The organism is Streptomyces cyslabdanicus (assembly GCF_052663305.1).
This window is the reverse complement of sequence record NZ_JBQRUW010000057.1, coordinates 1-18,084: the sequence shown is the minus strand read 5'-3', so window position 1 is coordinate 18,084 and position 18,084 is coordinate 1. Positions and strand designations below refer to the sequence as shown.

Below are 18,084 nucleotides of genomic sequence, written 5' to 3'. Positions count from 1 at the left end.
CCCGGCGGGCGAGACCGACCACCCCGGTCAGCCGCTCCACCGCCTCCGGTACCTCCCAGTCGTCGCGCCGCAGCGCGGCGAGCGTCGTCGCCGGGGCGACCAGCAGGTCCGGGGCGCCGGTCTCCAGCGCCCGCACCAGGACCGCCCAGCCCGCCTCCCACCGCTCCCGCTCCGGCCGTGCCCCGACGGCGGCCACCACCGCCTCCAGCGCCGCCTGGCGCAGATCGCCCCGCACCGGCAGCTCGGCGGAGGGCGGATCGGCCAGCAGCGACTCCGGGTCCGGCAGCTCCATCCGGTCGAGGTGGGCGAGGAGTTCGAGCCCCGGTCCGTCGCCCACCGCGCCCCGCACCAGCAGTGCCAGCACTTCCCGGGAGACGCAGGCCGCCGTGCCGAAGGCGAGCAGGGTCAAGGCGGTCTCCCAGCTCCGGGGCGAGGGCCAGGCACCACCGCGCCGTGTCTCGGTGCTCGGCAGGCGGTGGATCAGCGTCGGCCGGGCTTCCAGGAAGCCGCAGACCGCACGCCGGGCGAAGGTCACCGCCTCCGGCAACCGCTCCGGTACCAGCCGGGGCAGCTCCGCCCGGGGCCAGACCCCGCCCAGCCCGCGCACCACCACCTCCCGGTCGTGCACCCAGTGCAGATGCACGAACCGGTTGGCCAGCGGCGGACTCAGCTCCCATCCGTCCGCGGCCGACGCGCGCGGATTCGCGGCGGCCACGATCCGTACGCCAGGCGGGAGTTGCAGCGTACCGACCCTCCGCTCCAGGACGACCCGGAGCAGTGCGGCCTGGACGGCCGGGGTGGCGGTGGAGAGTTCGTCGAGGAAGAGCAACCCCCGTCCGGCCCGTACGAGTTCGACGGCCCACCGCGGCGGCGCCATCGGCACCCCTCGCACTGCCGGATCGTCGCCCACGATGGGCAGCCCGGAGAAGTCGGACGGCTCGTGGACGCTGGCGATCACGGTAGTCAGCGGCAGGTCGAGAGAGGCGGCGAGTTGTGTCAGGGCCGCGGTCTTGCCGATGCCCGGCTCGCCCCAGAGCAGTACGGGCAGGTCGGCCGCGACGGCCAGGGTGAGCGCTTCGAGCTGCTCGTCGGGACGCGGCTCGGTGGTGGTCGACCGTAGCAGGGCCAAAAGGCCGTCGGCGACGGTGAGTTGGGCGACGGTTCCGCAAGCGCCGGAGTCGGCGGGGGCGGGCGCGGTTGTGGGCGGGATCGTGCTGGACGGCATGGGCATCACCTGGGGCGGAATGAGGGAACGGGACGGCCCGAACCCGGAGATGTCTTGGTGTCGTGGGGCGTGCGCGAGCAACGCGCAGTGCGGGAGGGGACTTCGCCGGTACATGTGGGCCGGTGCGGCCGGTGCGGCCGGTGCGGCCGGTGCGGCCGGTCAGCGGGTCAGGCCGGTGCGGGGCCGGGCCCGGCTGCTCCGCTTGCGGCGCATGGCGGGAGGTGAGCGACGGTCGAGCCGAGGACGATGGCCTGCCTCCGCGTGTGCCGCGGCCGAGCCGTTCTCCTCCCCCCATGCACCGGCACCGGGGTGCGGGGTGAGGAGCCCCGAGCGGAAGAGCCCGTGGTCGACGCGGCGGGCCGCGGCCGACTCCAGTTCCGCCCGGAGCGGCCCGTCACGCAGGACCGCGGCGGGACCGAGCAGTCCCTCGACCACGGCCAGTGCTCCGGCGACGTCACCGTGGCCGAGCCGTTCCCGGACCGCCGGCAGTGCCTCCGGGCTGCGGTGCACCGCGTCGATCGCCCGCAGGCACGGCAGCGCCGGCCCGCCGAGCGCCACCAGCAGCTCCTCACGGCGCAGTTGGTCCGGGTCGTGATCGACCGCCGTCAGCACCCCGTCCCGCAGCGCGATCCGGTGGACCTCGCCGCGGCATTCCACCCGGTGCGGATCACCGGGCTCGTGGACGGGGCCGGCCACGGGTGCCGAACCGGACGGCGCGAGTGCCGCGGCGACCAGCGGGTGCAGTCCTTCGGCCGAGACCAGCCCGGCGCGCAGCAACTCGAGATCAGGAAGGACCCGGGCCGCGGCCTCCGGCAGCATCGGAAGCGCCGCGACCTCCTGCGGCGGCAGCGCCTCCCGCAGTGGTCGGAACGTCGGGGCATGGCTGTCGTCGGGGGCGACGAGTTCGAGCACGGCCCGGTTCCGCGCACCGAGCCGCACGGTGAAGGCCCCGCGAGGGCGCCCTTCGGCCCGCAGCAGCAACTCCGCCTCGGCAGCCCAACCAGCCGCCGCCCAACGGGAATCGTGGGGGGTGGGCAGGTCGGGCGGCGCCGTGGAGGATGTGCCGTCCGCACCGCACCGCCGGGCCAGTTCCCCGCTCCGCCCTGAGTCCCAGAGATGCCGGTGCAGGTCGAGCCGGAAACGCCGGTCGGGATGCGGGTGCGGGTGCGCGAGGTGCTGTCCGGAGCCTTCGTTTTTGGGCCCTTCCCACAGGGCCAGGGACATCCACTGTCCGGCGTCTGCCCGGGCCGGTGGTGTCCGCACCACCAGTCGCAGCGGCACGGGGCCCGAACTCCGGTAACGGGCCAGGGAGACGGTGACACCGGGCCGCAGGCGCCCGCCGGGGGCGATCCGGGGCATGTGCCAGCGGAGCAGGTCAGGCGCCAGCCGACGCAGATCCGCGCGGAGACGGGTGACGAGATCGGTGCCGTGGCGGTCGCGCACGGCGCGCAGATCGAGATCGACGTCGACTCGGGCGGCGGCGCAGGCCCCCGCCCAGTCACCGACCGTACGTCGAGCGGTCGCGGTCTCGATCATGGACGGTGGCACGGCGTACTCACGCACGCGCTGCCACATCAACAGGCGGGTCGGAATGTCGTTCGCGAGGTGATGTGCCATCAGCACTCACCTTGCGCGGACGATTCCCCCCATCCGTACGAGGAGAGGTTCATCACCCGAGCATCATAGGCCACGGTTCCTCCAGGTGTGGCCAGGGTTTTTCGTTGGGATCAGCCCGCGAACCCGGAGTGAGCAGAAGGAGAGGCCTGGGTGCAGTGGAGGGGAAAACGTTGCCCGCCGCGGCACTAGAGATCGAGGACGACTTCGGCGGTCGGTTCGCTGCAGCAGACCAGGACGGCGCCGGCTTCGGGGAGTTCGAGAGGCGGGGTGGTGTAGGCGATGTCGCCCGCCACGAGGTGGGTGACGCAGGTGTGGCAGACGCCGGTGCGGCAGGACCAGCGGGTGGGGATGTCGCAGGCCTCGGCGAGGTCGAGCAGTGAGGCGTGGGCCGGTGACCAGGGGGTGCTGATGCCGCTGCGGGCGAAGGTGACGAGGGGGCCGTCGCCCGTGGGACCGGGCGGCTGGTGCGGCCGGACGGCGGCGGTGGGCGTGACGCCGGGGTTGACGGCGGGAAGGGCGCTGAACTGTTCCGTGTGGATCCGCTCGGCCCGCAGACCGTGAGCGCGCAGGTAGCCGCCGACGTCGTTCATGAAGGCGGTCGGTCCGCAGAGGTAGGCGTCGGCGTCGGTGGGGATGCCCAGGGCGGTGAACGCCGGGGCGGTCGGGCGGCCCCGGCTGATGTGGCGCGCGCCCGGGGGCGGGGCTTCGGAGGTGTAGTAGATGTGCTCGTGGGCGTCGGGGAGTTGTGTCAGGAGGGCGTGGGCCTCGTCCGCGAAGGCATGGTGGGCGCGGTCGTGTGCGGTGTGGATCCACCAGACAGGGCGCGGGTCTCGTGCGGCGGCGAGCCGGTGGAGCATGGCGAGCACGGGCGTGGCGCCGATCCCCGCGGAGACGAGGGCGACCGGGCGGGTGCCCGCTTCGAGTACGAACGTGCCTCGCGGGCTTGCGATGTCCACGAGGTCCCCGGGGTGGAGCGCGGCGTGGATGTAGCCGCTGACCTTCCCGTGGGACTCGCGCTTGACGCTGATGCGGTAGGTGCGGACGGTGGGTACGGCGGACAGGGAGTAACTGCGCACCGTGGGGACGGTGTCGTCGACGGCGAGCCGGAGGGAGAGGTACTGGCCGGGGCGGGCCTCGGGCAGGGGCGTGCCGTCGGCGCTGTCGAGGTAGACCGACGAGACGTCGGGGGTCTCGGGGACGATGCGGGCGACGCGCATGGTCCTGAAGCCCGGCCACCCCGGCTCCTGCCCGGACTGCCGGGCGCTCGCCCGTTCACCCGGCCAGCCGGGTTCCTGCCGAGGCTGCCGGGCGGCGGCGAGTTCGCGGAAGGACTGCTGCCATCCGGGGCTGAGGGCGGGGATGTTCAGCGCTTTGCGCAGCTTCGCGGGATCGCGGTCGGGAAGGTAGAGCAGCGCGTCGGCGTCGGCGACGCTGAGTTCCTCCGGACCCCTGCGGGTGAGGGTGATCCCGTCGCCGGCCTGGACGCGTCCCTCGGTGAGTACGCGCAGGTAGAAGCCGGGGCGGTGGTGGGCGACCAGCAGGGACGCCATGGTGGGTTCGCCGAGGCGCATGCCGACGCGGTAGCAGGTGACGCGGGGTTGGGTGACCTCGAACTCGGCTTCGCCGATGCGGTACCGGTCGCCGATGCACACCTCGTCGTCGGACAGTCCGTCGACGGTGAAGTTCTCCCCGAACATCCCGAAGGCCAGGTCGTCGCGCCCGAGTCGCCTGCGCCAGTACTGGTAGGACTGCGACTGGTAGACGAGGACGGCGCGGATCTCGCCGCCGTGCCCGGCCAGATCCCCTTGACCGTCTCCGTCGACGTTGAGTCGCCGGACCATGCGGGGACCCTGGACGGGCGTCTTCCAGGCTCCGGTGTGGACGGTCCTTCCCTGCCATGGGACGTCCGTGGGCATCCCCACGTTGACGGACAGCAGCGTCGCCATCGCGGACCTCCTACGGGGTGGTCGGCCGGGGCAGTTCCTCATGACGCTGTGATCTGTGCGCTGGGACCGATCCTAGTTCGCCTCGTGCCACGACACCTCCGCGGGCGACACGCGCGGGCGGGAGGTGACACCCTTCAGGAGTGGGGCGCGGACACGTGGCGGGGCCGGGTGCCGCGCACCACGTCCCGGAGAGCGCCCCGCGCCTGAACCGAAGATCGAGAGATGGGTCAGAGGCATGATCCACGCAGTCCACCACCGCACGGCCACCGTCGACGGCCTCGAGGTCTTCTACCGGGAGGCAGGCGATTCCCAGGCGCCTGCGGTCGTACTCCTGCACGGCTTCCCGACCAGCTCGCACATGTTCCGCCACCTGATCCCGGCGCTCGCGGACCGGTACCGCGTGATCGCCCCCGACCACATCGGGTTCGGCCAGTCGGCGATGCCCTCCCCGCGGGACTTCCCGTACACCTTCGACGCCCTCACCGAGATCACCTCCGGGCTGCTCCGGCAGCTGGGCGTCGACCGGTTCGCGATGTACGTGCAGGACTACGGCGCCCCCATCGGATGGCGTCTGGCCCTCCAGACCCCGGACCGTGTCACCGCGATCATCACCCAGAACGGCAACGCCTACGAGGAGGGCTTCGTCAAGCCCTTCTGGGACGGCGTCTTCGCCTACGCCAAGGCGCCCGGGCCCGACACCGAAGCGCCCCTGCGGGCCGCACTGACCCCCGAGATCACACGCTGGCAGTACCTCAACGGGGTCGCCGACCCCAGCCTGGTCAGCCCCGACAACTGGGTCCACGACCAAGCCCTGCTGGACCGGCCCGGAAACGACGAGATCCAGCTCAGGCTCTTCCGCGACTACCCGTCCAACGTGGACCTCTACCCCGAGGTCCAGCGGTACTTCCGCGACTCCCGGGTCCCGCTGCTGGCGGTCTGGGGAGCCAACGACGAGATCTTCGGCCCCGACGGCGCCACGGCGTTCGGCCAGGACCTGCCCGACGCCGAGATCCATCTGATCGAATCAGGGCACTTCGCCCTGGAAAGCCACCTCGGCACCATCACCGACCACATCCGCGACTTCCTCGCCCGCGTCCTCGCCTGAGGAGGCCGGACGAGGCCCGGCGAGGCTCGGAGACGACAGGGCCCAGGGCTGCTCTTCGCGGGTGCGGGTGGTGGCGAAGCGCCTGCGGTAGTGGGTCGGCGTGGTGCCCAGATGGCGGGCGAAGGCCCGGCGGAGGGTCTCGTCGGAGCCGAGCCCGCTGCGCCGCGCCGCCGAGGTGACACTGTGCCCCTCGAGCAGCAGCTGCTGGGCGCGGTCGAGGCGGACCCGTTCGACCCAGCGTGCGGGCGTGGTGCCCAGTTCGGCGCGGAACAGCCGGGCCAAGTGCCGAGTGCTGACGGCAGCGGACGCGGCCATGGCGGGCAGGCTGTGGTCGGCGGCCGGATCGGCGAGCACGGACGCGAGCAGCGGACGCAGCAGGTCACCGCGCGCGGGCGGGGTCGTGATGGCCGTGGAGAACTGCGACTGCCCGCCCGGACGCTGCATGAAGACCACCAGCTCGCGCGCGACGTTCCGGGCCACGTCGGCGCCGTGGTCGTCCTCCACCAGGGCGAGCGTCAGGTCGATGCCCGCGCTGATGCCCGCCGAGGTGACGTACCGCCCGTCGCGGATGTGCATGGCGTCCGGCTCGACGCGCACACGGGGGTAGCGGCGGGCCAGCACGGCCGCGTGCCGCCAGTGCGTCGTGGCCCGGCGGCCGTCCAGCAGGCCCAGTTCGGCCAGGACGAACGCGCCGGTGCACACCGAGGCGACCCGAGGAGCCCCCGCGGCGAGGGCGCGGACGGCGTCCAGCAACTCCTCCTCGACCGGTTCCTGGGCCAGCCGGTCGCCCCCGGCGACCACGACCGTGTCGACCGGGCCCGCGTCGGCCGCCCGGACCGTGCCGCTCAGCGCCGGCCCGGCGGAGGTGGTGACCGTCCCGCCGCGCGGGGAGACCAGAACCAGCTCATAGCCGGGAGCGAGCCGACCCGCCTGATGGAGGACCTCCGACGGCCCGCTGACATCGAGCATGGTCACCCCCTCGAAGACGACGAAGCCGACCCGATGCGTCATGTCCGAATCCGTGGTTTTCCTGGCAGTGATGACATGGCTCAGCCTACGTCGTCGGGTGAACCCTGAAGACGGCCGAAGACAGATCACCGAACAGACGAGGAAGGCGGACGAACGATGAACGACGTGATCGCAGGAGTGGAGATTCCTGACACCACCCTGGTACGGGAGGCGACCGAACTGGTCCGCGACGTCGCCCCGCCGCTGCTCTACCACCACTCCCGGCGGGTCTTCCTGTGGGGGTCGCTGCGCGGCCGGGAGCAGCGGCTCGCCTTCGACCCCGAACTGCTGTACGTGGGGGCGATGTTCCACGACCTCGGGCTCACGAAGCAGGTGCGTCGTACCGACCAGCGCTTCGAGATCGACGGTGCCGACGAGGCCCGCCGCTTTCTGCAGGCACGCGGCGTCACCGGCGAGCCGGCCGACCGTGTCTGGACGAGCATCGCCCTGCACACCACCCCGGAGATCCCGCTGCACATGGCCTCCGAGGTCGCCCTGGTGACCCGTGGCGTCGAACTGGACGTCCTGGGAATCGGCTATCACGCGGTCTCCGACGAGGAGCGCGCGGCGGTCGTCGCGGCGCACCCGCGCCCGGACTTCAAGAACCGGATCCTCGCCGCGTTCACCGAGGGCATCGAGGAACGCCCGGACACGACCTTCGGGAACATCAAGGCCGACGTCCTGGCCCACTATGTCCCCGGCTTCCGGCGCATCGACTTCGTCGAGGTCGTCAAGAACTCCGACTGGCCCGAATGACCGGACCCCGCTCCCGCCGCGACTCCTCTCCGGTTCTCCGGAATGAGACGGAGCCGACACCGTCCGCATTCCCTCCGCCCGGTCCGGCTCGATAGGGTGCCGTTAAGGATTCGTAAAGAATCCATCAAGTCGGACGACATGGAGAACAGCTGTGGGCGCTGCGCGCATGAGTGGTACGCCGTTGCCGGGAATCGGGGTCCGCTACGACCTCACCACGCGAGAGCAGCGCCGGCTGTCCGTGGTCGCGCACCGGGACGGATCGCGGACCCTGAGCGCCTACCGCGAGGACGACCCGGACGCCTGCGCGCTGTCCGTGCGGATGACCGCCGGGGAGTCGGCGGCCGTCATCGACGCGCTCATGCCGTCGCACCACAGCCCCAACCTGCTGTCGACGACCGAGTTGGGGCTGGTGGCGGAGCGCGTCGAACTGTCGGCGACCTCGTACTGGAACGGGCGGCTGCTGGGTGAGACCCGGATGCGCACCGAGACCGGTGTGTCGATCGTGGCGGTGCTGCGGCGGGCCGAGGCGATCCCGTCCCCGGGTCCCGATCTCCGGCTGGCCGGCGGGGACACCCTGATCGTGATCGGCACGCGCGAGGGCGCTGATGCCGCCGCGGCGATACTCGGCCGGGAGTGATCGCGTGCATTCGTCTGCGGTCTTCCTGATCGAGTTCGGCGCGATCATCCTCGGCCTGGGGCTGCTGGGCCGGTTCGCCGGGCGCTTCCAGTTCTCGCCCATCCCCCTGTATCTGCTGGCCGGACTCGCCTTCGGCCAGGGCGGACTGCTCCCGCTGGACACCAGTGAGGAGTTCGTCGCCATCGGCGCCGAGATCGGCGTCATCCTGCTGCTGCTCATGCTGGGGCTGGAGTACACCGCCAGCGACCTGGTCTCCAACCTCAAGACCCAGTACCCGGCCGGGCTGGTCGACGCGACGCTCAACGCCCTGCCCGGCGCCGCGATGGCGCTGCTGCTGGGCTGGGGGCCGGTGGCGGCGGTCGTCCTGGCGGGAGTGACCTGGGTCTCCTCGTCCGGTGTGATCGCCAAGGTCCTGGGTGATCTGGGACGGCTGGGCAACCGGGAGACTCCGGTGATCCTCAGCATCCTGGTCCTCGAGGACCTGTCCATGGCCGTGTACCTGCCGATCATCACCGCCCTGCTGGCGGGCGCCGGGTTCGCGTCGGGCAGCGTCACGCTGGCCATCGCCCTCGGAGTCGCCGCTGTGGTGCTGCTCGTGGCGGTGCGGTTCGGCCGGCACATATCGCGCTTCGTCTCCAGCGACGACCCCGAGAAGCTCCTGCTGGTCGTGCTGGGCCTGACCCTGCTGGTCGCGGGGATCGCCCAGCAACTGCAGGTCTCGGCGGCCGTGGGCGCGTTCCTGGTCGGCATCGCCCTGTCCGGCGAGGTGGCGGAGGGCGCGCACAACCTCCTGGCCCCGCTGCGTGACCTGTTCGCCGCGGTGTTCTTCGTGTTCTTCGGACTGCATACCGACCCGCAGAGCATTCCGCCGGTGCTGCTGCCCGCGCTCGCCCTGGCCGCCGTCACCGCGCTGACCAAGATCGCCACCGGGTACTGGGCCGCCAAGAAGGCCGGTGTCTCCGTCAAGGGACGCTGGCGTGCGGGCGGCACGCTGGTCGCCCGGGGCGAGTTCTCCATCGTGATCGCCGGGCTCGCCGTCACCGCCGGGATCGAACCCGACCTGGGCCCACTGGCCACGGCCTATGTGCTGATCCTCGTCATCCTGGGTCCGCTGACCGCCCGCTACACGGAACCGGTGGCCCGGCGCCTGACGGGCCTGTTCGGCAAGGCCGCCCCGGCCGGTGGCGTACCGGCCGAGGGCTGGACGCCGAGCTCCGGGCCGCAGGAGACGATGGCCGACCAGGACACGGTCGGCCGATCGTGAGTGAGGACCGGCCGGCCGTGAGTGGAACGGTCGGCCGGTCCCGATGGGGTCGGCCCGCCACCGCGGCCGTCCACCGCGGTGCGCCCGCCCAGTGGGGCACCGAGGTCAGGAACGGGGCGGGGGAACCCGCCGTCTGCGCGCGGTGCGCCGGGGGTCGCACAGTTCCCCGGCCATACCGGCCAGGACCATGCCGGTGACGATGAGCAGCCCGTGGGCCAGAGCGACACCGGTGCCCAGCACCACCAGGGCGAGGGCCAACAGCAACCAGGCCCGGGTGCGCCGGAATTCGCGTGGCGGGCAGGGGCGGCCGGCTCGGAGGGCGCGGGCGAACCGGGGATCGTCCCGGTACACACGAGCCGCGATCTCGCCGAGCACCTTGTCATCGGTTCCGGGCATCACGCGCTCCTCTCGGCACGCGGTGGCGGGTGGGCACCAGGGCCTCGCGGTACGGGCGATGTGGTCCCGGGCCCGCGCGGTGCGGCCGGGCAGGCCACCGTGGCACTGCCGCCATCGGTGCCGGGCTCCTCTCGTGACGCGACGGACTCGTGGCCTGTCCCCCCACTCGGGTCCGCCGCGGCCCGCGCCCGCACGCGGGCAGGCGCCAACGGCGGGCCGCACGCCGGTACGACCGCCGAAAGGGGGTTTGCCTCCACCCTCACCCGTCGCCGGGGGCTGCCGCCATCGGGTCCGACACCCATGTGCGGGCGGGCGGGAACCCCAGAGAGGCGACGGAATGGGCACTGGACCCGATGGACTCGGCCGCGCGGCGGCCCGCGGTCGCAGCGCGCAGGGGACTCGGCCGCCTCCCCGGGGCGTCGTGGCTCAGGCCGCGGCCCGGGGCTCGGCGACGCGTGCGTCGTGGAGCACGCGGCAGACCTCGCCGACGACCCTGCCGTGCAGGGGCAGCGAGACATGGCCGACGGCGTGCACGGGGACGTTGCGTATCCGAAGGTCGGGGTGGACCAGCCGGGCGTTGGCGGTGGGCACGATCAGCTCGTCGAGGTCGCTGTGGAACGCCACGAAGCGGGTCTTGCAGCCGGGAGCGGGCCCGGCGAGTTCCGCGAGCACGTCGCTGCCCGGGCGGAGTTGCCGGATCGCCTGGAGCGGCAGAGGCACCGACGCCGCCAGCGTGCCGTGGTGCGGGGCGCCCAGGGTCACCAGCGTGTGCACACGGGCGTCGCCGCCCATGCGCTGCACGTAGTAGCGGCCGACCACGCCGCCGAGGCTGTGGCCGATCACGTGGACGCGCTCGTGCCCGCTGTCCTCGCAGACCCGCTCCACCTCGTCCGCCAGCGACCTTGCGGCGCCGCGGACGTCGTCGCGCAGCCAGTTGTAGTTCAGCACGGCGACCCGGCGAAAACCCGCCTGCCGCAGGCCGCGTCTCATGACGTGGAAGATCGCCCGGTTGCTGAACAGCCCGTGGACCAGCAGGACCGGGCTGTCGGCGGAGACGGCCGGAAGGGCCACGGTGCCGTCCGGCGGCGCCGCCGGACGGGGTCCGGCTCCGGGGCGTTCCCCGCCCTCGCCCAAGCCGGACGGGTACAGGGCCAGCGCCGCGACGATCGCGGCCACCTCCACGGCGGCGCCGAACACGGCTCCGGTCAGCGCGCGGACCGGGGGCAGGCCTCCTCGGGAACGCGGCGGCGCGGCCCGGTCAGGAGGCGTCACACCCGAGCCGCGGCACCCGGAAGGATTCCAGCCGGAAACAATCATGGGACGACTCCTCACGCCGCCAGGGGCGCGCGCCGCCGGAAGCACGCGGCGGAACACGCCGCGCCGCACGGAGAAGGCTCCGTTCCGAGCCCGCGCCCGAAGGCCACCGCCGAACGGAGACCGGCCGATGACGCCCGTCCGTTCCAACGGATTGCGGGGACGTTAAGCCGAAACTTCCCCTCTCAGCAATGGTGAGGTGGCCCACCTCACACGTCGATCACCAGCGGCGACCAGGCGATTTCAGCGGGGCACCGCGCGTGAGCGAGGACGGCGGGGGTGGCGTGGGCGACGGCGGTCACGGAACCGGTCGTGCGCCGGCGGCTCATGGCCGAACGGCCGAAGGGCCGAGGACCGCGGCGCGGTCCTCGGCCCTTCGGTGCAGCGGCCATACCGGCTGCGACGGCGGAGTCAGAGGGTGGCGATCGTCCTCCGTGTCACAGCACGACTACCGGGGCGGTCTAGCGGAGGCCCAGGAAGTGGTGGCCGGGGTTGTACCAGCCGTGGTGCCGGTTGCTGTACCGGCCGTAGTGCCAGCCGTGGTGCCGGTGATGGTTACCGAAGTAACCGTGGCGACCGTCGTAGCGACCGTCGTAGCGGTTGTCGTAGCGGTGGTCGAACCTGCTGTGCGGGAAGTCCCTTCCGTGGTCGCGGTCATGACCTCCGACCGCCAGGGCCGGCAGGGCGGCCGCGCCGACGAGGGCGCCCGACGCCACACAGGTGGCGAGCAGACGGAGCGCCGTACGAGAAACAGACATGAATCCCCTCACGGTCGTGCACCCCCGCCCTGGCCGGGCGGGGCGTGCGATCCGATTCCCGGCTTGATGCCGAGGCGCCACACTGTGGCCCCTGACGACGACAGCAGATGACCAAAGGGATTCGTGTTACGAAACACGGATATATCCGTAACGCTCCCTTGTATGGACCATCGATCCGGGGAGAGCGGGAACCGCCGGCCCGCTTCCTGCTTCGAAACGCCCCGCGATCAGGAGGAAGGCGGCTGACGACGCACAGCGCTCGCGACGGCCTCTCCGCGTCGACTCCCGCGTATGGCCCAACGGCTTCCGTAACAACGGCGGCTCCTCCGATCAGGGGACCCGTTTCGGCGGCGGGGACTTGGCCGGTCGGCGGCGAAACGGTCGGACGATGACGACGGCGACCATGCGTGCGGCGCGCTTCTCCCGGGCCGGCCGCCGACTCGCCGTGGAGCACGTGCCGGTGCCGCGGCCGGGGCGGGTGCGGGGCGTGGAGCGGCTGCGCACGTCGGATACGCCATGACGTGCTGGGTGATCCTTCGGCAGCTGACGGAGCGTCGGGCCGGTGCGGCGGTCGCGGCCGCTGAGTTCGGCACCGTGCCCACCCCGGCCCGCACGCGTACCAGCGCCCCAGGACGGTCACCGCGCGCCTGGTCCGCACAAGCCGGCGGGGGCCGTGCGTGACGCGGTTCCCACGACCTCGCTGTACCGGTCAGGCGCCGTGCGAAGTGGCGGCCGGGGCCCCGGGGGAGGGGGACTGGGGGTGCTTGTTGGCGTACTGGTCCGCGGTGACGCTCAGCGACTGCGCGATCTGCCGCAGATAGGCGATGAGCCGCTCGGTCTCCTCCTGGTCCCCGCCGGTCGCCTGCGTCTCCTGCTCCCACATCCGCTGGAGGATCGCCTCGGCCTGTGATCTGGCGGCCCGCACCATGGTGCGGGCCTGCTCGCGGGCCGCGAAGACGGTCTGCTCGGCCGCCTGCTGGGCGCGGGCCTGCTGAAGGACGGCGTCCACGGTCGGCACCCCGGTGGGCGCGCTGCCGTCGCCGATGTTGTTGGCCCGGATCCAGTCCCGGTGGCGCTGCATGTCCGTGCGCAGCCGGTCGTTCTCCTCCGTCAGCGCTATCAGAGTCGACGCGACGCGGCGCAGGGCGTCGTGCACCGCCTCCTCGCTGTAGCCGCGACGGGTCAGAGGAGCCCGGGGGAAGGTCATCGACCGCAACGTCTCGGGCGTCACCAGGTGCTCCTCCGGGTGCGGTGCTCCTGTCTCGTTCACGTTTCTCCGATCACCGAGCTTCTTCAAAGTGCAGCAGGTCGTGCGGAATGCCCGCGTCCGCCAGATCGCGCACTGTCGCCGAGACCATGGCCGGCGAGCCGCAGACGTAGAAGGAGCATCCACTCCACGCGGCGGCGCGCAGCACCGGGCCGGCGAGGCTGCGGTTGTCGACGGTGCCGGCGTCCGCGCCGACCAGCGGCGTGACACGAAGCCACGGGTGGGCCTGCGCCAGGTGCCTCAACGCGGGCATGTCGTAGAGGCCGTGGCGGTCGCGTGCCCCGACGAACAGGTTCACCCGGCGCGGCGGACCGTGCTGGGCGATCTCCTCGACCAGGCCGCGCAGCGGGGCCAGACCGGTGCCGCCGCCGATCAGCACCAGGTCCCGGCCGCCGGACGGTTGAAGCGTGAGCCGGTCGCCGACCGGGGCGCCGAGGCGCAGCACGTCGCCCTGCCGCAGCCCGTACACCAGGGCCGGGCTGACCAGGCCGCCGTCGATGGCCCGTACGTGCAACTCCACGGTCCCGTCGGCACGCGGCGGGTTGGCCGGGGTGAACGACCGCCAGGTGCTCGGCAGCGACGGAACCTCCACCATCACCGACTGCCCGGCCCGGTACGCCATCGGGTGGTCCAGACGCAGGGTGAGGACCGCGAGGTCGAAGCCGCGCTGTTCGTGCCGCACCACCTCGGCGTTCCACCACGCCGGATTCACCGCGCCGTCGGCCTCGGCGGCCTGCACCATGGTGCGGGCCACCAGGGCGTAGGCCTCGGTCCAGCCGTGCTGCAACTGCGGGGTCCACGCCTCGCCCAGGAAGTACGCCAGCGTGGCCAGCAGCGCCTGCCCCACCGCCTCGTAGTGCTGTGCCACCACCTGGAACTTGCGGTGGTCCCGGCCCAGTTGCCGCAGGTACGGGACGAGCCGGTCGGGATCGTCGGCCTCCGCGACGATCCTGCCGAGGGCGGCGACGAGGCGATCGCGCTGCGCCCCCATGGCCACGGGGAACATCGGCCGGACCTCCGGCGCGATGATGAAGAGGTAGGAGTAGAAGTACCGGGGCACTTCGTCTCCCGACTTGCCGACCAGGGCGAAGGAATCTCTCAGCGCCTGCGCATCGCTCACGTCCGCCCTCCGGTGGCTGACATCAGGGTTCGACTTCCGGGCAATGGGGGCCGGCCGGCGGCTCGTTGCGAGGAGCCGCTGCCGGCGGCGGTTCAGCTCGAGGCGGCCGCGCCGGCCTCGAGCATGGTGTTGCTGATCACCCCGTAGATCGCCGTCCAGGACTCCTCGACGGCCGGTGTCCACGCATCGCCCGCGTAGTGGCGCAAGGTGGCGATCAGGCTGGCTCCCACGGCCGGGTAGTGCTCGGGCAGCACGCCGTATCCCCCGTGGCGGCGCCCCAGGTTCTCCAGCATGCCTATGAGCGTGTCGGTGTTCTCCAGGTTGGCGACCAGGGCACCCAGCGCCGCCCACAGGCGGTCGCGCTGCTCGTCGAGATGAGCCGCGAACAGGGGGCGCACCTCGGGGTGGTGGGCGAACAGGTGGTCGTAGAAGTACGCGGTCACCTGGGTGCCATGGGGCTGGACAGCCGCGAAGCTGCTCCGGATCAGTGTGAGGTCTGCAGTCATGGCGGCCGACTGTAGCCAGAGGCGCGCGAACCGAACAAGTTGATGGCTTTCTGCAATGAGTTCGTCAAGTACTTGTCCACAGGGGTACACACGAGCGGCCGCGGGTGAGCGTCCCCGACCGATGAGCGGCGAAACCGGGTCAGATCATCAGTGACTGCCGTCGGGCTCGACCGCGGTGGCTCTGGAGTACCTCGAGGCCTTCGAGCATGGTGGCGTGACCTCCAACGGAGGTAGCATCCTGGGCCTGTTCGCGGACGACGCCCGGGCGCACTTCCCGGGACACCGTCCCAGCGCAGCTCCAGGAGGTAGTTCGGGGCCGTAGGCCCGGCCTTGACTTGGCATGTCCGGCGGACGGACGGGCCACGGGAAGGGTGTTCCCGTGGCCCGTCCGGTGGTGGCGTGGGGGTCAGGCGGCGAGCCCGGCCTTGAGGGCCGCGGCGAGCTGGACGACCCGCTCGGCCTGGTGGCGGGCGGCGTTGCGGGTGTCGTCACCGACGGGGTTGTTGCCCTGGGCGTCGACATGGGAGGTGCCGTACGGGTTGCCGTCGACGAACTTCACCGGGTCGGTGTAGCCGGGGGAGACGATGATGCCGCCGAAGTGGTGGATGGAGTTGTAGAGGGCGAGGATCGTGGACTCCTGGCCTCCGTGAGCGGTGGCGCTGGTGGCGAAGCCGCTGTAGACCTTGTTGGCGAGCTTGCCCTGCGCCCACAGGCCGCCGAGGGTGTCGATGAACTGCTTGAGCTGCGAGGCGATGTTGCCGAAGCGGGTCGGGGAGCCGAAGATCACGGCGTCGGCCCACTCGACGTCGGCGGGGGTGGCCACCGGGATGCCGGCGCTGGCCGCGGCGTGTGCCGCCCAGGCCTCGTTGGAGGCGATGGCGGCCTCGGGGGCCAGCTCCGCCGCCTTGAGCAGGCGCACCTCTGCGCCGGCCTTCTCCGCGGCGCTGCTGATCTCCTTCGCGATCTCGGCGCTGAAGCCGGTCGAGGAGTAGTAGATGACCGCGAGCTTGACGGGGGAAGTCACGGAGGTGGTCTCCAATTCAGTGGTGCTGTCGGTGGTGCGGCGGAAGAAGCCCATGGTGCTGACTGGCTTTCGTTCGGGCGGTTTCATCCCGACAGGGGACGGGATGTGCGCCGGCGCGCATAGTTGAACGCTAAATCATTTAGGGTGATGGTGCAAGATTCAACAGAAGTGACGCCCGTGGGCAGTGCCGCAGCGGCACGGTCCGGGCCGGCCGCTCCTGACCAGGTTCGTCACGGGGAGACGTTCGGCCTGTGGTCCACGGGGGTGGCGGGGGCGACGCGCTCCTGGAGGGTGCGTCGGGACCGGACCAGGGAGCGGGGGCGGCGTCCAGGAGATGGGCGAAGCGGTGCGCGAGGTCCTCGTGGTCGACGCGCCAGCCCCTGAAGTCGGCCAGGCCTGCCTCCTCGACGGCCGCCTGGTTCCGAGCCGTGGGCGGGACGATGCGGGCCCCGGTGAGCGTGCCGTCCTCCGCGAGGGCGTAGCGGTGATGCAGCAGCCCGCGGGGCGCCTCGGTGGCTCCGGCGCCGACGCCGCGGCCCGGCGGGACCTCGACGGCCGGCCGGCGAGGTCGTTCGTATCCGTCGATGATCCGCAGAGCCTCCTCGACGGCGTGCACCACCTCCACCGCGCGCACGACGATGCTCCGGAACGGGAGGAACTCACCCACCTGTGTGAACGGGTCGTCAGAAACCACGATCCGTGCATCTCCTGTGCCGCCCACTTCCTCGACGTGACCGTGGAGCGCACATGAGCGGCCGGGTCGTGGTGATCGGTGTGGGCAATCCCCTGCGCGGTGACGACGGGGCCGGCCTGGCAGTGGTGGAGGCGTTGCGGGACCGTGTTCCCGACGGCACCCTCCTGACGGTCAGCGACGGCGAACCCGCGCGCATGCTCGAACTGTGGCACGGCGCGGACACGGTGGTCGTGGTCGAGGCGCTCCTGGCCCGGCCGGTCAGGCCGGGGACGCTGCACATCCTCACCGCGGCGGACGTGGCCGCCCGGGCGGCGGGTACGGCGAGCACGCACGCGCTCGGCCTCGAAGACTGCCTCGCACTGGCCACGGCTCTTGATCGGATGCCGCAGAGGCTCGTGGTGCATGCCGTGGAGGTGGCGTCGCACTCGGCGCGGGTCTGAGCGAGGCGGTGCGCACGGCGCTTCCCGAGTTGACGGACCGGGCCGCCGCCTCGGCACGACAGGCGAGCCGGACCGCGCCGGTCGATGACGGCTGAGAACAGCTGACGGGCTGCCGGGGCCACGACGCAGGACGGGCGACCGCGCACGCGTCGCACCCTGCCAACTGGCCCGGAAGAAAGGGACGTTCAGCCCAACGGTTGTGGCCTCTCGGCATCCGGCGGTGCGCGGTGCCCGCGACGAGAGTGAGGAGTGCAAGGACAAGGACCGGACACTCGCGAAGGGATCACTGCCATGGCCGTGGACGAGCACCCTCATCGGAGCCCCGGCTTCCATCCACCGGTCTTCCGCCGGAACCGGACCGCCTCCGCGTCCGCGGCGTCGGCCGGCATCGACACGCACACCGCTCCACAGGCGTACGCCCTGGCGTCCCTGCGCGTCCTGACCGGTTTCGTCTTCCTGTGGGCGTTCCTGGACAAGGTCTTCGGCTTCGGTTACGCGACCGCTTCCGGCAAGGGCTGGATCGACGGCGGATCGCCGACGAAGGGCTTCCTCAGCTCGGTCGCCGCCGGGCCCATGCAGTCGACGTTCCACTCGTGGGCCGGCCAGGCCTGGGTGGACTGGCTGTTCATGCTGGGCATGCTCGCCATCGGCGTCGCCGTCGTGACCGGTGTGGCGCTGCGGCCGGCCGCCGTGGCGGGCACGGCGATGATGGCGCTGATGTGGATCGCCGAGTGGCCACCGGCCAAGCACCTGTCGAACGGATCCCCGAGCATGTCGACGAATCCGTTCGCCGACTACCACGTGATCTACGCCGTGGCCCTGGTCGCCGTGGCGGCAGCGGGCGCGGGCGCCACCTGGGGCCTGGGCCGTCTGTGGGCGCGGCTGCCGGTCGTCCGCGACCACGCCTGGCTGCGCTGAAGCACCCACAGCGCGGCGATCCTGCGGCGGGGGGGGGACCGGCACAAACAGACCCCCTCCACCCCCCCCCCCCCCTCCCTCTTTCTCCT

General features: G+C 72.1%; 18 protein-coding genes and 1 pseudogene. 7 read left to right on the top strand and 12 right to left on the bottom strand.

Translation table 11 applies throughout. The annotated features are described in order from the left end of the window. From ACTYVM_RS30830 to ACTYVM_RS30820, 3 genes are all read right to left on the bottom strand, one after another. On the bottom strand, positions 1-1,231 hold a 1,231-nt coding region (locus ACTYVM_RS30830), incomplete at its 3' end, for an AAA family ATPase (RefSeq protein WP_445529121.1). A 153-nt stretch (positions 1,232-1,384) separates the two neighbouring features. Further along, positions 1,385-2,842 carry a hypothetical protein gene (locus tag ACTYVM_RS30825; protein ID WP_445529120.1) on the bottom strand — a complete coding sequence of 486 codons (1,458 nt, stop codon included), beginning with the start codon at positions 2,840-2,842 and terminating at the stop codon, positions 1,385-1,387. Between the two features lie 185 nt (positions 2,843-3,027). Beyond that, positions 3,028-4,788 (bottom strand): MOSC domain-containing protein, encoded by a 1,761-nt coding sequence (locus ACTYVM_RS30820; RefSeq protein ID WP_445529119.1) that lies wholly within the window; start codon positions 4,786-4,788, stop codon positions 3,028-3,030. Positions 4,789-5,023: 235 nt separating this feature from the next. Between ACTYVM_RS30820 and ACTYVM_RS30815 the strand changes: the two genes are divergently transcribed. Continuing rightward, positions 5,024-5,893: an alpha/beta fold hydrolase gene (locus ACTYVM_RS30815; protein ID WP_445529118.1), complete on the top strand. Its 870-nt coding sequence runs from the start codon at positions 5,024-5,026 to the stop codon at positions 5,891-5,893. Here the strand turns inward: ACTYVM_RS30815 and ACTYVM_RS30810 are convergent. Beyond that, complete coding sequence (locus tag ACTYVM_RS30810; protein ID WP_445529117.1) at positions 5,813-6,904, bottom strand: GlxA family transcriptional regulator; 1,092 nt, start codon at positions 6,902-6,904, stop codon at positions 5,813-5,815. The genes ACTYVM_RS30815 and ACTYVM_RS30810 overlap by 81 nt on opposite strands. A 114-nt stretch (positions 6,905-7,018) precedes the next feature. Here ACTYVM_RS30810 and ACTYVM_RS30805 point away from each other — a divergent pair, with 114 nt between their 5' ends. The 3 genes from ACTYVM_RS30805 (at position 7,019) to ACTYVM_RS30795 (ending at position 9,558) form a co-directional block, all read left to right on the top strand. Then, on the top strand, positions 7,019-7,657 hold the full coding sequence (locus ACTYVM_RS30805; RefSeq protein WP_445529116.1) for an HD domain-containing protein: 639 nt from the start codon (positions 7,019-7,021) through the stop codon (positions 7,655-7,657). 166 nt (positions 7,658-7,823) lie between these two features. Beyond that, entirely contained in the window at positions 7,824-8,294 is a 471-nt protein-coding gene (locus ACTYVM_RS30800) for a cation:proton antiporter regulatory subunit (RefSeq protein WP_400035990.1), read from the top strand. Between the two features lie 4 nt (positions 8,295-8,298). Then, positions 8,299-9,558, top strand: a complete 1,260-nt coding sequence (locus ACTYVM_RS30795; protein ID WP_445529115.1) for a cation:proton antiporter — start codon at positions 8,299-8,301, stop codon at positions 9,556-9,558. Positions 9,559-9,663: 105 nt separating this feature from the next. Here the strand turns inward: ACTYVM_RS30795 and ACTYVM_RS30790 are convergent, their stop codons facing one another. From ACTYVM_RS30790 to ACTYVM_RS30780, 3 genes are all read right to left on the bottom strand, one after another. Next, positions 9,664-9,954 carry a DUF3040 domain-containing protein gene (locus tag ACTYVM_RS30790; RefSeq protein ID WP_400035985.1) on the bottom strand — a complete coding sequence of 97 codons (291 nt, stop codon included), beginning with the start codon at positions 9,952-9,954 and terminating at the stop codon, positions 9,664-9,666. Positions 9,955-10,380: 426 nt separating this feature from the next. Next, positions 10,381-11,271 (bottom strand): esterase/lipase family protein, encoded by an 891-nt coding sequence (locus ACTYVM_RS30785; RefSeq protein WP_445529114.1) that lies wholly within the window; start codon positions 11,269-11,271, stop codon positions 10,381-10,383. A 458-nt stretch (positions 11,272-11,729) separates the two neighbouring features. Next, positions 11,730-12,026, bottom strand: coding sequence for a hypothetical protein (locus ACTYVM_RS30780; protein ID WP_445529113.1), 297 nt, complete (start codon positions 12,024-12,026; stop codon positions 11,730-11,732). Between the two features lie 388 nt (positions 12,027-12,414). Here ACTYVM_RS30780 and ACTYVM_RS30775 point away from each other — a divergent pair, with 388 nt between their 5' ends. Next, the gene (locus ACTYVM_RS30775) at positions 12,415-12,546 is read left to right on the top strand and encodes a hypothetical protein (protein ID WP_445529112.1); all 132 of its coding nucleotides are present in this window, start codon (positions 12,415-12,417) and stop codon (positions 12,544-12,546) included. 189 nt (positions 12,547-12,735) lie between these two features. On the opposite strand, the gene ACTYVM_RS30770 is transcribed toward ACTYVM_RS30775, so the two are convergent. From ACTYVM_RS30770 to ACTYVM_RS30750, 5 genes and pseudogenes are all read right to left on the bottom strand, one after another. Then, on the bottom strand, positions 12,736-13,296 hold the full coding sequence (locus tag ACTYVM_RS30770) for a DivIVA domain-containing protein (protein ID WP_400035975.1): 561 nt from the start codon (positions 13,294-13,296) through the stop codon (positions 12,736-12,738). A gap of 10 nt (positions 13,297-13,306) precedes the next feature. Continuing rightward, positions 13,307-14,413, bottom strand: coding sequence for a globin domain-containing protein (locus tag ACTYVM_RS30765; RefSeq protein WP_445529111.1), 1,107 nt, complete (start codon positions 14,411-14,413; stop codon positions 13,307-13,309). 92 nt (positions 14,414-14,505) lie between these two features. Further along, the gene (locus tag ACTYVM_RS30760) at positions 14,506-14,919 is read right to left on the bottom strand and encodes a globin family protein (RefSeq protein ID WP_445529110.1); all 414 of its coding nucleotides are present in this window, start codon (positions 14,917-14,919) and stop codon (positions 14,506-14,508) included. A gap of 406 nt (positions 14,920-15,325) precedes the next feature. Next, positions 15,326-15,943, bottom strand: coding sequence for an NAD(P)H:quinone oxidoreductase (wrbA, locus tag ACTYVM_RS30755; RefSeq protein ID WP_400036259.1), 618 nt, complete (start codon positions 15,941-15,943; stop codon positions 15,326-15,328). A gap of 400 nt (positions 15,944-16,343) precedes the next feature. Beyond that, positions 16,344-16,595 (bottom strand): annotated as a pseudogene (locus tag ACTYVM_RS30750) (Ni/Fe hydrogenase subunit alpha); the annotation flags it as partial. 95 nt (positions 16,596-16,690) lie between these two features. On the opposite strand from ACTYVM_RS30750, the gene ACTYVM_RS30745 reads away from it, so the two are divergent. Next, the gene (locus tag ACTYVM_RS30745) at positions 16,691-17,077 is read left to right on the top strand and encodes a hydrogenase maturation protease (RefSeq protein ID WP_445529109.1); all 387 of its coding nucleotides are present in this window, start codon (positions 16,691-16,693) and stop codon (positions 17,075-17,077) included. Between the two features lie 291 nt (positions 17,078-17,368). Continuing rightward, positions 17,369-17,995, top strand: a complete 627-nt coding sequence (locus ACTYVM_RS30740; protein WP_445529108.1) for a hypothetical protein — start codon at positions 17,369-17,371, stop codon at positions 17,993-17,995. The last annotated feature ends 89 nt before the right edge of the window (positions 17,996-18,084 follow it).